The sequence below is a fragment of the Maritimibacter alexandrii genome (assembly GCF_005871115.1).
In the GTDB taxonomy this organism is placed as follows: Bacteria; Pseudomonadota; Alphaproteobacteria; order Rhodobacterales; family Rhodobacteraceae; genus Maritimibacter; species Maritimibacter alkaliphilus.
Window position 1 is genome coordinate 71,209 of the sequence record NZ_SWKQ01000011.1, and the last position, 12,160, is coordinate 83,368.

General features: G+C 64.8%; 11 protein-coding genes and 1 pseudogene. 3 read left to right on the plus strand and 9 right to left on the minus strand.

From position 1 onward, the window contains the following. Nucleotides 1-74: 74 nt before the first annotated feature. The 8 genes from FCT00_RS08400 to FCT00_RS08435 all read right to left on the minus strand — a co-directional run bounded on the left by FCT00_RS08400 (nucleotide 75) and on the right by FCT00_RS08435 (nucleotide 6,723). A complete protein-coding gene (locus FCT00_RS08400; protein ID WP_138422646.1) occupies nucleotides 75-896 on the minus strand; it encodes a glycosyltransferase in 822 nt (273 codons plus the stop codon). A gap of 39 nt (nucleotides 897-935) precedes the next feature. Further along, on the minus strand, nucleotides 936-1,355 hold the full coding sequence (locus FCT00_RS08405) for a DUF1178 family protein (protein WP_138422647.1): 420 nt from the start codon (nucleotides 1,353-1,355) through the stop codon (nucleotides 936-938). Nucleotides 1,356-1,419: 64 nt separating this feature from the next. Next, nucleotides 1,420-1,887 carry an NUDIX hydrolase gene (locus FCT00_RS08410; RefSeq protein WP_008335021.1) on the minus strand — a complete coding sequence of 156 codons (468 nt, stop codon included), beginning with the start codon at nucleotides 1,885-1,887 and terminating at the stop codon, nucleotides 1,420-1,422. A 69-nt stretch (nucleotides 1,888-1,956) separates the two neighbouring features. After that, nucleotides 1,957-3,675 (minus strand): methionine--tRNA ligase, encoded by a 1,719-nt coding sequence (metG, locus tag FCT00_RS08415; RefSeq protein ID WP_138422648.1) that lies wholly within the window; start codon nucleotides 3,673-3,675, stop codon nucleotides 1,957-1,959. 60 nt (nucleotides 3,676-3,735) lie between these two features. Further along, on the minus strand, nucleotides 3,736-4,632 hold the full coding sequence (locus FCT00_RS08420; RefSeq protein ID WP_138422649.1) for a DMT family transporter: 897 nt from the start codon (nucleotides 4,630-4,632) through the stop codon (nucleotides 3,736-3,738). Beyond that, nucleotides 4,629-5,075: a lipocalin/fatty-acid binding family protein gene (locus tag FCT00_RS08425; RefSeq protein ID WP_138422650.1), complete on the minus strand. Its 447-nt coding sequence runs from the start codon at nucleotides 5,073-5,075 to the stop codon at nucleotides 4,629-4,631. The genes FCT00_RS08420 and FCT00_RS08425 overlap by 4 nt, the downstream gene beginning before the upstream one ends. Nucleotides 5,076-5,096: 21 nt before the next feature. Further along, nucleotides 5,097-5,633, minus strand: a complete 537-nt coding sequence (locus tag FCT00_RS08430; RefSeq protein WP_138422651.1) for a lipocalin family protein — start codon at nucleotides 5,631-5,633, stop codon at nucleotides 5,097-5,099. Between the two features lie 55 nt (nucleotides 5,634-5,688). Beyond that, nucleotides 5,689-6,723 carry an aldo/keto reductase gene (locus tag FCT00_RS08435; RefSeq protein WP_171042940.1) on the minus strand — a complete coding sequence of 345 codons (1,035 nt, stop codon included), beginning with the start codon at nucleotides 6,721-6,723 and terminating at the stop codon, nucleotides 5,689-5,691. Nucleotides 6,724-6,838: 115 nt separating this feature from the next. Between FCT00_RS08435 and FCT00_RS08440 the strand changes: the two genes are divergently transcribed. The 3 genes and pseudogenes from FCT00_RS08440 (at nucleotide 6,839) to FCT00_RS21820 (ending at nucleotide 9,911) form a co-directional block, all read left to right on the plus strand. Next, on the plus strand, nucleotides 6,839-7,453 hold the full coding sequence (locus FCT00_RS08440; protein WP_138422653.1) for an ImuA family protein: 615 nt from the start codon (nucleotides 6,839-6,841) through the stop codon (nucleotides 7,451-7,453). A gap of 1,095 nt (nucleotides 7,454-8,548) precedes the next feature. Beyond that, nucleotides 8,549-8,761: pseudogene (locus tag FCT00_RS21815) on the plus strand (HAMP domain-containing protein); the annotation flags it as partial. Nucleotides 8,762-9,377: 616 nt separating this feature from the next. After that, nucleotides 9,378-9,911: a methyl-accepting chemotaxis protein gene (locus FCT00_RS21820; protein WP_407943657.1), complete on the plus strand. Its 534-nt coding sequence runs from the start codon at nucleotides 9,378-9,380 to the stop codon at nucleotides 9,909-9,911. Nucleotides 9,912-9,972: 61 nt separating this feature from the next. On the opposite strand, the gene FCT00_RS08450 is transcribed toward FCT00_RS21820, so the two are convergent. Further along, the gene (locus FCT00_RS08450; RefSeq protein WP_138422655.1) at nucleotides 9,973-12,159 is read right to left on the minus strand and encodes a 3-hydroxyacyl-CoA dehydrogenase NAD-binding domain-containing protein; all 2,187 of its coding nucleotides are present in this window, start codon (nucleotides 12,157-12,159) and stop codon (nucleotides 9,973-9,975) included. Between the last annotated feature and the right edge of the window lies 1 nt (nucleotide 12,160).

Consider the following 12,160-nt stretch of genomic DNA (forward strand, 5'->3'; position numbering starts at 1 on the left):
CGTTAAGGTTAAATTGTTTCCCCTGAATGCGATTGTAGACGGAATGTCGGGCACAGTTTCCGCAGGTGAAACAGTTACTGCGCGGCGATTCCGGTGTCGCCGCCGGTCGCGGTGATTCCGGGGAAATGACGGGCCAGCCACGGGAAATAGGGGAACACGCCCGCGATGGATTTGTCGTCCAGAACGTCGTCGGATTTGTGGGCGCGACTGTCATTCAACCCATGCACGGCGCGCAGATAATAAGGGCGCATGTGCGTGACCATGTAGGACGGATGGCGCAGGCCGATGCGTTTGTGACTGGTCAGAAACGGATTGCGCTTGGTGGTGCCCGGCGCGATCAGGGCGAGGCCGAGGTTCGTGTAGGGCACGTAGCGCGGCGACAACCAGTCGATCTTGCCGTCCTCGATCCCCAGCGTGTAGCCGCGCGGGAAGGACAGGAAGGTATAGGGCCTCGGGTTCATCGGGTCGCGCAGGGCGAAGCTGCCGTAGTATTTCACGGCCGCCACGAAATCGGCCGAGACCGCATCGTCGTCGTCCAGCACCACCTGCGCCACGCGGTCGTCGCCATAGGCGCGCGCGACGGTGTTCTTGATGATGTGCCCCGCCGAGCCTTCGGGGCGGAACAGGATGCGGCATCTGTCCTTGCCGAGCGTGTCGAAACACAACTCGCGCAGCCGGGTCTGCCAGTCTTCGGGCATCAGGGTCGACGACAGGATCAGGTGTTCGAAGCCGCCGTCGGTCTGCCCGGCCAGTGAGGCGAGCGTGACCTCTTCGAAGTATTTCAGCCGGTGTTCCAGCCTGTCCGGGGCGAACAGAAGCGCGGGATCGGCGGCATGGTCGGACTTCCAGCCCGACTGGCCGAAGAACGAGAAGCGGGTTTCGAAAACGACCTTCATGCCCCTGATTCTAACAGGTTCGCGGCACTTGGCTACAGGCTAGTTCGCCTTGCGCGTCGGAAGGAACGGGAGCGGCGCGATAGGTATACCTTCCTCGAGCAACGAGACGGCATCCTTCGGGTTCGCCTCGCCGTAGATCATCCGGTTGGGCGTTTCGCCCTCGTGCATCTTGCGCGCCTCGGTCACGAAGGATTGGCCGACATAATCGCCCTCGGCCTCGACCTTGGCCTTGAGTTCGGCGATCTTGCGGTCCCGCTCGGCCTCGGGCGAGGTCTCGGCCGATTTCGCGGCCTCGGAGGTGGTCACGCGCGGCGCCATGAGCGATTTCTCGACCGTTGAGGTGCCGCAGTCCGGGCAGGTCACGTGCCCCTTGGCCGCGAGCGTGTCGAACGCGGCTGCATTCTGGAACCAGCTTTCGAAGACGTGCCCATCGGCACATTTCACGGCGTAGCGGATCATCGCATCAACCTGTCACAAACGGTCAGCGATTATGTAACCCTTTGCCGGAGCCGTGCAAGACGGGTCATAGCAATGTCGGGTCGAAGTTACGGATGATCTGGGCCAGTTCCGGTTCCTGCACCAGCTTGGCGGCCTTCTTGCGGCCCATCCACTTGCGCTGGCGTTGGGTGCGCTCGGGCCAGTTGCTCAGTTCTTTCTTCACTTCGACCGGAAAGACCGCGACCACGACCGGCATCCGGCGGCCGTTCTGGATCTTGGCGTAGGTGTAGAACCCGATGACCGCGTTGTGCGGGCGCGTTTTGACCCCGGCTTCCTCGAACGCCTCGATCCCGGCGGCTTCGGCGGGCGTGCACTGGTGCATCGGCCAGCCCTTCGGGATGATCCAGCGCCCGGTCCCGCGCGAGGTGATGAGCAGGACCTTCACCTTGCCGTTCACGATCCGATAGGGCAACGCGCCGAACTGCGAGCGAACGTCACGTTTGCCCGTGTTTCTAAGATGAAACGGCAATTGCTGTATCATCATTGCGGCCATCCTGCCCGGCACCTCCTGTTGTCAGGATGGTAACGCCGGGCAATGAAACGGCAATGACAATTCCGGGTGTCAGGCCCGCTGACCGGCGAATTTCTCCTGCCAGCCTTCGCGGTCTTCGTCGGTGATCTTGGTGAAAAGTACCTCCGGCACCGTGAAGGCATGACCCGCGGGCAGAACGGCAAGCGCGGCTTCGACGTCGTCGGGCCATTCGGTGTCGAGCGTATTCATCCCCGACAGCATCTTGGCGGCGGCGTCCGGCACGAAGGGGGCCGAGATCACGGCGTAGACGCGGATCAGGTTCAGCATGAGCCGGATGATTGCGCCCGCCTGATCGGGATCGGTCTTGAACACGGTCCAGGGAGCCGCGGTTTGCAGGTATTCGTTGCCCACGGCCCAGATCGCGCGAAGCTCCTGCGCGGCCTTGCGCACCTCCATCGCCTCCATCTGCTTTTCGTAGGACCGGATACGGGCGGTCAGATCGGCGATGAGCGCGCGTTCGGCTTCGCCCAGTTCGCCGCCCTCGGGGACGGCTTCTCCGAATTTCGAGGCGCAGAATTTCGTGACGCGGCTGACGAAGTTGCCCAGCACGTTGGCAAGGTCGGTGTTGATCGAGGACTGGAAGTTTTCCCACGTGAACTCAGCGTCGGAGTTTTCGGGCGCGTGGGACAGAAGCCACCAGCGCCAATAGTCGGCGGGCAGGATTTCGAGCGCCTGATCCATGAACACGCCACGGCCCTGCGAGGTCGAGAACTGGCCGCCGTCGTAGTTCAGGTAGTTGAACGACTTGATGTAGTCGACCAGCTTCCACGGCTCGCGCGACCCCATGATCGTCGCGGGGAAACCAAGGGTGTGGAAGGGCACGTTGTCCTTGCCCATGAATTGCACATAGCGAACATCGTCGGCACCTTTATCGGTGCGCCACCAGCGTTCCCAATCACTTTCCGAACGTCCGGTCGCATCGGCCCATTCCGCGGTCGCGGCGATGTATTCGATGGGGGCGTCGAACCAGACGTAGAAAACCTTGCCCTCCATGCCCGGCCAGTCCTCGGTGCCCTTCTTGACCGGGATGCCCCAGTCGAGGTCACGGGTGATGCCGCGATCCTGTAGCCCATCGCCGTCGTGAAGCCATTTCTTCGCGATCGAGGTGGTCAGCACCGGCCAGTCGGTTTTCTGGTCGATCCAGGCGTCGATCTCGTCCTTCATGGCGGATTGCTTGAGGAACAGGTGCTTGGTCTGGCGCACTTCCAGATCGGTGGAGCCGGAGATGGCCGAGCGCGGTTCGATCAGGTCGACGGGGTCGAGCTGCTTGGTGCAGTTCTCGCACTGGTCGCCGCGCGCCTTGTCGTAGCCGCAGTTCGGGCAGGTGCCCTCGATATAGCGGTCGGGGAGGAAGCGGCCATCGGCGTTGGAATAGACCTGCTCTTCGCTGACCTCTTCGATATAGCCGTTTTCGGCCAGTTTCCCGGCAAGGTGCTGGGTCAGCGCGTGATTGCGCTGCGAGGACGAGCGACCGTAGTGGTCGAACGACAGGCGGAACCCTTTGGCGAGTTCGGCCTGCACCTCATGCATCCGGGCGCAGTAATCCGCGACCGCTTCGCCGGTCTTGGCGGCCGCAAGCTCGGCAGGGGTGCCGTGTTCGTCGGTCGCGCAGATGAACATGACCTCATGACCGCGCGCGCGCATGTAGCGGGCATAAAGGTCCGCCGGAAGCTGGGAGCCGACGAGGTTCCCGAGGTGCTTGATGCCGTTGATATACGGCAGGGCCGAGGTGATGAGGACGCGCGCCATGTCATATCCTTGCGTGAGTTCGCGCAGGGTGTAACGCAAGCCGCGCTGGCGTGCCAGTGGTCAGGTGACGAGGACCAGAACCACGATGGACGCGAGAAGCAGCACCATGCCCACGACTTCGCGGCGGGTCGAGCGGTCCTTGAACAGAAACCACGACACCATGAGCGAAAAGACCAGTTCGATCTGGCCGAGCGCGCGGACATAGGCCGCGTTCTTAAGCGCGAAGGCCACGAACCAGCCCAATGACCCGAGCATCCCGGTCACTCCGACGAGCGAGGTGACACGCCAGCGTTTGGCCACGCGCGTCATCTCGCCGGGCTGGGCCACGCGAAGATAGGCGGCCATGGCGAGCGACTGGAACGTGGTCACGGCGGCGAGCGTGACGACCGCGCGGAAAAAGGCGCTGTCATTCGCGATTTCCAGCGTGGCCCCGCGATACCCGATGGCGGCGAGACCGAAGAGCGCGCCCGCGACAAGGCCCAGCCCGGAGGCGCGGTTGAACAGGGCGAGCCGCCCGCCGCCCGTTTTCCAGCTCAACAACATCACGCCCACCACCCCGATCAGGATCGCGCCAAGACCTGCGGGCGCGACGGGTTCCCCCAGCAGGACAAGCGAAAACAGGACGACGAGGATGGTTTCGGTTTTGGTGAAGGCGACCCCCACGGCAAAGTTGCGTTCGGCGAAAAGCTGAACGGTCGCCATGGTCGCGACGATCTGGCTGAGGCCGCCGATCACCACGAAGGTCCAGAAGCGGAGCGAGGTCGCAGGCAGGGGCTCACCCCGCAAGGCAAGCCAGACCGCTGTGACGGCCAGCGCGATGGGGGCGGCGAAGATGAACCGGGAAAACGTCGCGCCGCCGGAACTCAGCCCGGTGCCACGCAGGGACTTTTGCAGGGCGAAGCGGACGGTCTGAACGGCGGCGGCGGCCAGCGCCACCAGCACCCACGGCTCGATCACCTGAGCGATCCGAGGTCGTAGCCGTTCCACTCCATCACGTCGCGCGCGGCCTTGAGACGGTCGGGCGAAATGTCGGCGCCCTTGTTCAGGATCGCCCCGAAGCTGTGATCGGGGCGGCCCAGCACGACGGTGCGGTCATCCGCGTCGGCCCAGAGGACAAAGAGCGTGCCTGTCGCGCCCGCGAACTCCAGCCGACCGTTGCCCCGGTCGGTGAACGTCACGACGTTCTCGGCGCCGGGCAGGGCGGCGAAGAAGGTGGCCCCTTCGCGGTCATGGATCGACCATGTGCCACCGGGCGCCCGTCCGACGGCGGCCACTTCGACCCATTGGCCCATGAAGCGCGCCGCGTCGTAGCCCACGACCGACGTCATGCGCGGGCCTTCGGGCGCGGGCGTGCCGCAGGCGGAAAGGGCAAGAAGGGCTGCAAGAAAGAACGCTCTCATGCAGCCCTTGTAGGGGGCGGGTTACTGGGCGACCAGTTGAATTTTCGACGTATCGTAGCCGTTCTGGCGCAGCACGTCATAGGCGGTATCGAGCTGGCTTTGCCGGATCTGCGGCGTGCGCGACAGCACCCAGCCCGTGCTCCCGCTCGGCTCACCGACGACGGCGAGCGAGTAGTCGGGCGCGACGTAGAGCACCCAGTAGTCGCCGACCCCGATGCCGGGGATCATCTGGACGAAATCGACCTTCACCTTGCCGGGGCCAACCGGGGTCGCCTCGGCCTTGCGCGAGCGTGCCGGGCCGTCGGGCGTGCCCTGACGGCAGGTGTTGAGCACCTCGAACGTGTCGCCCTGAAGCGTGTATTCGGCGGTGACGCCCGCGCAATTGTTCTCGAACCAGTTGGGGAAGCGGGCGATTTCGTACCACTTGCCCATGTAGCGGTCGATATTCACGTTGACCGTCTGCATGGGCACGCTGGTGTCACGGTATTTCGCGGCCGTCGCGGGGGCGGCGAAGGCGACCGTGGTCGCCAGCGCCATGAGTGCTGTTGTGAAACGCATCTGTCTGTCTCCATTTGCTGCACATCTTACGACGCACAGGCGGAAACGGATGACTTCAGTAGGGCATCGGATGCGCTTTGTGCGCGGTCCCGATCTCGGCCAGAACCTCGTCCGACAGGGTCATGTCGGCTGCCCCCAAGGCGCGTTCCAGATGGTCCGGCTTGGTCGCGCCGAAAATCGCCGTGCCCATGAAGGGGCGCGAGGTGACGAAGGCCAGCGCCATCTGAACCGGGTCCAGCCCGTGTTTCTCGGCGATGCCCAGATAGGCGTCGATGGCGGGCCAGACCCGGTCCGTCGTGCGCCCGCCAAGGTTCGCGACATGCGACATGCGCGACCCTTCCGGCACGGTGGTTCCGCCCTCGTACTTGCCGGTGAGCAGCCCGGCGGCCAGCGGCGAATAGGCGATGCAACGCACGCCTTCATGCATGCACAACTCGGCGAGGTCGGTGTCGAACAGCCGGCACAGGAGCGAATATTCGTTCTGGATCGTGACCACCTCCGGCCCGCCCATCTCCCGCGCGATCTGGAGCCACTTGGCCGTGCCCCAGGCCGTGTCGTTGGAAACGCCGAAATGGCGGATCTTGCCCGCGTCACGCAGGTCGGTGAGCGTCTCCATCACGTCGCGCATCAGGTCGTCGGTTTCGACCGGGTCCTGTTCCCACGGCGCGTATTTCCAGTTCTGACGGAAATGGTAGGACCCGCGCTGCGGCCAATGCGTCTGGTAGATGTCGATGTAATCGGTCTGAAGGCGGCGCAGGCTGTCCTCGACCGTCTGGCGGATGATTTCGCCGTCATAGCCCTCTTCCCGGACGGTGGCCGAGGGGCCGGTGACCTTGGTGGCGAGCACCACGTCGTCGCGCCGCCCGGTGCGCGCGAACCAGTTGCCGATGATCCGCTCGGTGGTGCCGTAGTGATCCTTGGACAGCGGGTTGGTCGGATACATCTCGGCGGTGTCGATGAAGTTGATGCCGTGGTCCAGCGCCATGTCGATCTGCGCGTGGCCTTCGGCCTCGGTGTTCTGCGTGCCCCAGGTCATCGAGCCAAGGCAGAGTTCGCTGACGGTCAGCGCGCCGCCTGCGATGGTGTTCATTCTCACGGGATATGTCTCCTGTCCGGTTCGGCGTGAGTGTGCCGCGATGCAGCGGGAATGCAACCCGGAAGCGGAAAAGGCTTGAGAACATAAAGGGAACATTTATCATGGGATTATGCATCACAACGTCCTGCTCGACCGTCGCCCGCACCGTGCCACCCCCGGCCAGCCCTTTCTCGGGCGGCTGGAACTGGCGCAGGCGCGGGTGCATGAAATCTGCGGCCCGGCCCGTCACACGCTCGCGCTCCTGATCGCTGCGGGGATGCAGGGGCCGGTGATCTGGGTGCGACCGGGGTGGGAGGGGGCGCGGCTGCACGGCCCCGGCATGGCGCAGCTGATGGACCCGGGGCGGGTCGTTTTCGTCGATGCCGCGCGCCCCGTCGATCTGCTCTGGACGCTGGAGGAGGCGCTGCGCTCCGGCGCCGTGCCGCTGGTGGTGGGCGAACTGCCCGATCCGCCGGGGCTGACGCCGATGCGCCGGATGCAACTGGCCTGCGAGGCGGGGGCGGGGCAGGGAACGCGGCCGCTCGGGCTGATCCTCACCCCCGAAGGGGTGGCGCCGGGGGCCGAAAGCCGCTGGCGCATGGCCCCGGCCCACGGGGCGGACGAGGGCTGGCGGCTGGCCCGCGAACGCGACCGGCAGGAGCCGCCGCGAAGCTGGCAAGTCGGCGTAAAGGCAGGGGAATTCGTTCTGGGGGCCATGCCGGACCCCGAGCCGCGCCTGCATTAGGGGAATCGTAGGGCTCTGATTCTATGGTGCCGCGATCCGCAATGATTGGAGCGCGCCGTGATCGCCAGTATTCCGTCCCGATTTCGCGACATGAACCTCGTCGTCAAATTGCCGGCCTTCATGGTCGGCCTCGTCGCCGTGGCGATCATCGTCACCTCGGTCGCGGCCTATTTCATGGCCCGAAACGCCATGATGCGCGAGGTCGAGGGGCGTCTGACCGCCGTGTCACAGGCGCCGGCGGCCCGAATGTCGGACCTGCTCGCGACCATCGACGCCGATCTGAACGCGCTTACCCAGGACAAGACCGTGATCGAAGCGATGCGCGCATTCAGCGGTGCGTTCGCCCGCATGGACGCGCCCGATGCCGAGCTTCAGCGCAGCTACATCGAAGACAACCCCAACCCCACGGGCGAAAAACACCTGCTGGACAGCGCCGCCACGGGGTCGAGCTACGACGTGAAGCACGGGACGTATCATCCGGGCTTCCGCGCGCGCCTTGTCGCGATGGATTACTACGACATCTTCCTGATCGATCCGGACGGCAACATCGTCTACACGGTCTTCAAGGAACTGGACTACGCCACCAACCTTGTCACGGGGCCGTGGAAGGACAGCGACCTGGGCCGGGCGTTCCGCGACGCGCGCCGGCTGGCGCCGGGCGCGGAACCCATCTTCTACGACTTCGCGCCCTATGCGCCGTCGCACGGGGCGGCAGCCGCCTTTATCGCCGCGCCGGTCTTTGACGATCTGGGCACTTCGTTGGGTGTGCTGGCGATCCAGATGCCCGTCAGCCGCATCAATGCGGCGATGAACGCGGCGGTCAGCGCAAAGGGCTCCGTCGCGACCTATCTTGTGGGGCGCGACGGGCTGTTGCGGTCGGACCGGGTCGATACGCCCGAAAACGATATTCTCGCAACGCAGGCGGACAACCCGGCGGTGGCGGCTGCCCTTGCCGGGCAGAAGGGGCTCGAGGTGTACCGCGATGCGTCGGGCCGGACCGTCGAAGCCGCGTTCACCCCGCTGACCTTTCACGGAACGACCTGGGGCGTGGTGACCGAGCAGCCGCGATCGGACCTTGTGGGGCCGATCAACCGCATGGGTCTTGCCTTCGTCGTCATCGGCATCGTCGCGCTCGGCGCAGCGACCCTGATCGCGCTCGGCCTGTCGCGGTCCATCGCGGCCCCGATCCGTCTTGTCACGAACGCACTGTCCAGCATTGCCCAGCGGGATTATCAGGCCGAGATTCCACGCCTCGACCGTGGCGATGAAATCGGACGAATGGCCGACGGGCTGATCGTCATGCGCGACGCGCTCGAAGCGGCCGAGATCGAAGCGCGAGAAGCCGAGGAAGCGCGGCTCGCCAGTGCCGAACGCGACCGCCAGCGCGATCTGGAGGAAGCCGAACGCAAGCGCGTCTTGGCCGCCGAAGAGCATGCGCAACAGATGCAGTTCCAGAAAGAACGGGAAGCGGACGCGAAGCGCCAGCAGGCCGAGCGCGAGCGCCAGGCCGAAGAGCTTGCCGAGGTCGTGAAGAACCTTGCCCGTTCGCTCAAGGATATGTCCGACGGCGATCTGAACGTGTCCATCGATCAGTTCTTCGCCGAGGAATACAAACCGCTTCGCCTCGACTTCAACGATGCGGTCCGCGGTCTGAAGGAAATCGTGTCGGCGATTTCACTCAGCACCGAGACCATCAATGCCCATGTCGCCGAAATTTCGAACGCGTCGCGCGACCTTGCCAGGCGCACTGAAAGCTCCGCCGCGTCTATCGCCGAAACGTCGGAAACGATGCGGCAGATGCGCGGTCAGGTCGACGAGTCGACCCGTGAGATCGGCACCGTGCGCGATGAGGCGGTCGAGGCCGCGGAACAGTACCCGTTCGTCGATGAAAGCCGTCGAACATGCCGAAGCGGCGATGCTGGAAATGGAAAGCTCGTCGGACGAGATCGTGAAGATCATCGCGGTCATCGACGACATCGCGTTCCAGACCAACCTGCTCGCTCTCAATGCAGGAGTCGAAGCCGCGCGGGCGGGCGAGGCCGGGCGGGGCTTCGCCGTCGTCGCCTCGGAAGTGCGGGCGCTGGCCCAGCGGGCGACGGATTCCGCTGGGGAAATCAACCGCTTGATCTCGACCACCCGGGAACAGGTCAAGACCGGCGTCGGCCTTGTCCGGCAGAACGGCACCGAAATCGCGCAAATCGCGGACCGGGTCGACACCATCGCCCAGAAGATCGACGTTGTCGCGGAACGCGCCCGGGATCAGAAGAACGGGATCGACGAGGTCAATATCGCGATGGATCAACTCGACGGCGTGACGCAACAGAATGCCGCGATGTTCGAGGAAACGACCGCGGCGACGCAGGCGCTCGAGCGGTCGGTTGGCGAGCTTTGGCATCTCGTCGGACGCTTCCGGGGCTGGGACGGCGAAGGCAAGAGCGAAGCGCGCGACGTGGCGTGACGAAAGAAAAACGCCCGGCCAGAGGGCCGGGCGTTTGGTCTTCACGTCGTGAGCGGAACGATCAGGCGGCCTTCGCGGCCTTCGGTCCGAAGCGACCGTAGAAGGTTTCGCCCTTCTCGGCCATCTCACGCAGGATGTTGGGCGTCGCGAACCGCTCGCCATAGGCCCCGGTCAGGTGATCGCAGATCTCGACCGCCTTCGCCGCGCCGAGCATGTCGAGCCACGAGAACGGGCCGCCGGACCACGGCGCGAAGCCCCAGCCGAGGATGGCGCCCACATCGCCTTCGCGAATGTCTTCGAGCACGCCCTCTTCCAGCGCGCGAACGGCTTCGAGGACCTGGCTCATCATCAGGCGATGCTGCACTTCGGTCAGGTCCGGCTGGTCGTCCGAGGCGGGGAAGCGGTCCTTGACCACGTCCGAGAAGCCGGCGCGCTTGCCCTTTTCGTCGTAGTTGTAAAAGCCCGCGTTGGATTTCCGGCCCAGACGCCCCTCGTCATACATCCAGAACATGATCTCGTCGGTCGCATCGTCATAGGCATCGCCCATCGCGGCCTTGGTCGCCTTGGCGATCTTGACACCGAGGTCGATCGATGTCTCGTCCACCAGTTGCAGCGGCCCCACCGGGAAACCGAGCAGACGTGCGGCGTTGTCGATGAGCGGCATCTCGACGCCCTCCGCCACCATCCGCACACCTTCGTTGATGTAGGGGATGATGCAGCGGTTGGCGTAGAAGAACCGCGCATCGTTCACCACGATCGGCGTCTTGCGGATCTGGCGCACGTAGTCGAGCGCCTTGGCCACCGCCCGGTCACCCGTCTCGGCGCCCTTGATGATCTCGACCAGCAGCATCTTCTCGACCGGCGAGAAGAAGTGGATGCCGATGAACTGATCGGGGCGCGACGACGCCTTGGCCAGATCGGTGATCGGCAGGGTCGAGGTGTTGGTGGCGAAGATGCAGTCATCGGGAATGACGGCTTCCACGTTCTTGGTCACCTCGGCCTTGATGCCCGGATCTTCGAACACCGCTTCGATGATGAGATCGGCGTCGGACAGCGCGGCGTAGTCGGTCGTCGCGGTGATGCGACCCAGCACCTCGTCCTTCTTTTCGGGCGTGGTCTTTTTCTTTTTCACGCCCGCATCGAGGTAGGATTCGGTGTAGGCCTTGCCTTTGTCGGCGGCTTCCTGCTTCTGGTCGATCAGCACGACGTCGATGCCGGCCTGCGCCGAGACGAGCGCGATGCCCGCGCCCATCATGCCCGCGCCCAGCACGCCGACTTTGCGGACACGCTGGTCCGGCACGCCTTCGGGCCGCACGGCACCCTTTTCAAGGGCCTCTTTCGACAGGAAGAGCGAGCGGATCATGGCGCCCGACGAGGGGTTCATGATGACGTTGGTGAACCAGCGCGCCTCGATCTTCAGCGCGGTGTCGAAGGGCACCATGAGCCCCTCGTAGACCGCCGACAGCATCGCCTTGGGCGCCGGGAAAGCGCCCCAGGTGTTGCCCATGATCATGGCGTTGGCGCCCACGAAGGTCTGGAAGCCCGCCGGGTGATAGGGCGCGCCGCCGGGCACTTTGTAACCCTTGGCGTCCCACGGTTTGACCAGATCGGCGTCCGTGGCGGAGAGCACCCATTCCTTCGCGACGGCGACCGGATCGTCCGCCACCTCGTCGATGATGCCGGCCTTCACCGCGGCCTCGGGCGAAGACATCTTGGCCTGCAACAGGAACGGCGACGCCGCCATCACGCCCAGCTTGCGCGCGAGTCGCGTAGTGCCGCCCATGCCGGGGAAGATGCCGACCTGAATCTCGGGCAGGCCGATCTTGGCCTTGGGGTTGTTCGCCGCGAAAATGCGGTGCGTCGCCAAGGGCAGTTCCAGCCCGATGCCGAGTGCGGTGCCGGGAAGCGCCGCCGCCACGGGCTTACCGCCCTTTTTGGTCTTGGGGTCCATGCCCGCAAGCTCCAGCGTGCGCAGCATCTTGTGCCCGCGCATGGTGCCCTCGAACACGCCTTCGGCGCCGTTTTCCTTGAATTGGGCGAGGATGTTCAAATCCATGCCGCCCGCGAAGGTGTCCTTGCCGGAGGTGATGACGATGCCTTTGACGGAGTCGTCCGCCAGCGCGTCCTTCGTCAGCCCCTCAAGCTCTTCGATGCCCTGAAGCGTAAGCACGTTCATCGACTTGCCCGGCAGGTCCCAGGTGATGACAGCGACGCCATCGGCGCCCTTTTCCATCGTAAATTCAGCCATT

Excerpts from the sequence above, each read along its gene's own strand:
- FCT00_RS08430 (WP_138422651.1), bottom strand. The coding sequence starts at position 5,633 with ATGCGTTTCACAACAGCACTCATGGCGCTGGCGACCACGGTCGCCTTC.
- FCT00_RS08450 (WP_138422655.1), bottom strand. The coding sequence starts at position 12,159 with ATGGCTGAATTTACGATGGAAAAGGGCGCCGATGGCGTCGCTGTCATC.
- FCT00_RS08400 (WP_138422646.1), bottom strand. The coding sequence starts at position 896 with ATGAAGGTCGTTTTCGAAACCCGCTTCTCGTTCTTCGGCCAGTCGGGC.
- FCT00_RS08440 (WP_138422653.1), top strand. The coding sequence starts at position 6,839 with ATGCATCACAACGTCCTGCTCGACCGTCGCCCGCACCGTGCCACCCCC.
- FCT00_RS08405 (WP_138422647.1), bottom strand. The coding sequence starts at position 1,355 with ATGATCCGCTACGCCGTGAAATGTGCCGATGGGCACGTCTTCGAAAGC.
- metG (WP_138422648.1), bottom strand. The coding sequence starts at position 3,675 with ATGGCGCGCGTCCTCATCACCTCGGCCCTGCCGTATATCAACGGCATC.
- FCT00_RS08410 (WP_008335021.1), bottom strand. The coding sequence starts at position 1,887 with ATGGCCGCAATGATGATACAGCAATTGCCGTTTCATCTTAGAAACACG.
- FCT00_RS08435 (WP_171042940.1), bottom strand. The coding sequence starts at position 6,723 with ATGAACACCATCGCAGGCGGCGCGCTGACCGTCAGCGAACTCTGCCTT.
- FCT00_RS08425 (WP_138422650.1), bottom strand. The coding sequence starts at position 5,075 with ATGAGAGCGTTCTTTCTTGCAGCCCTTCTTGCCCTTTCCGCCTGCGGC.
- FCT00_RS21820 (WP_407943657.1), top strand. The coding sequence starts at position 9,378 with ATGGAAAGCTCGTCGGACGAGATCGTGAAGATCATCGCGGTCATCGAC.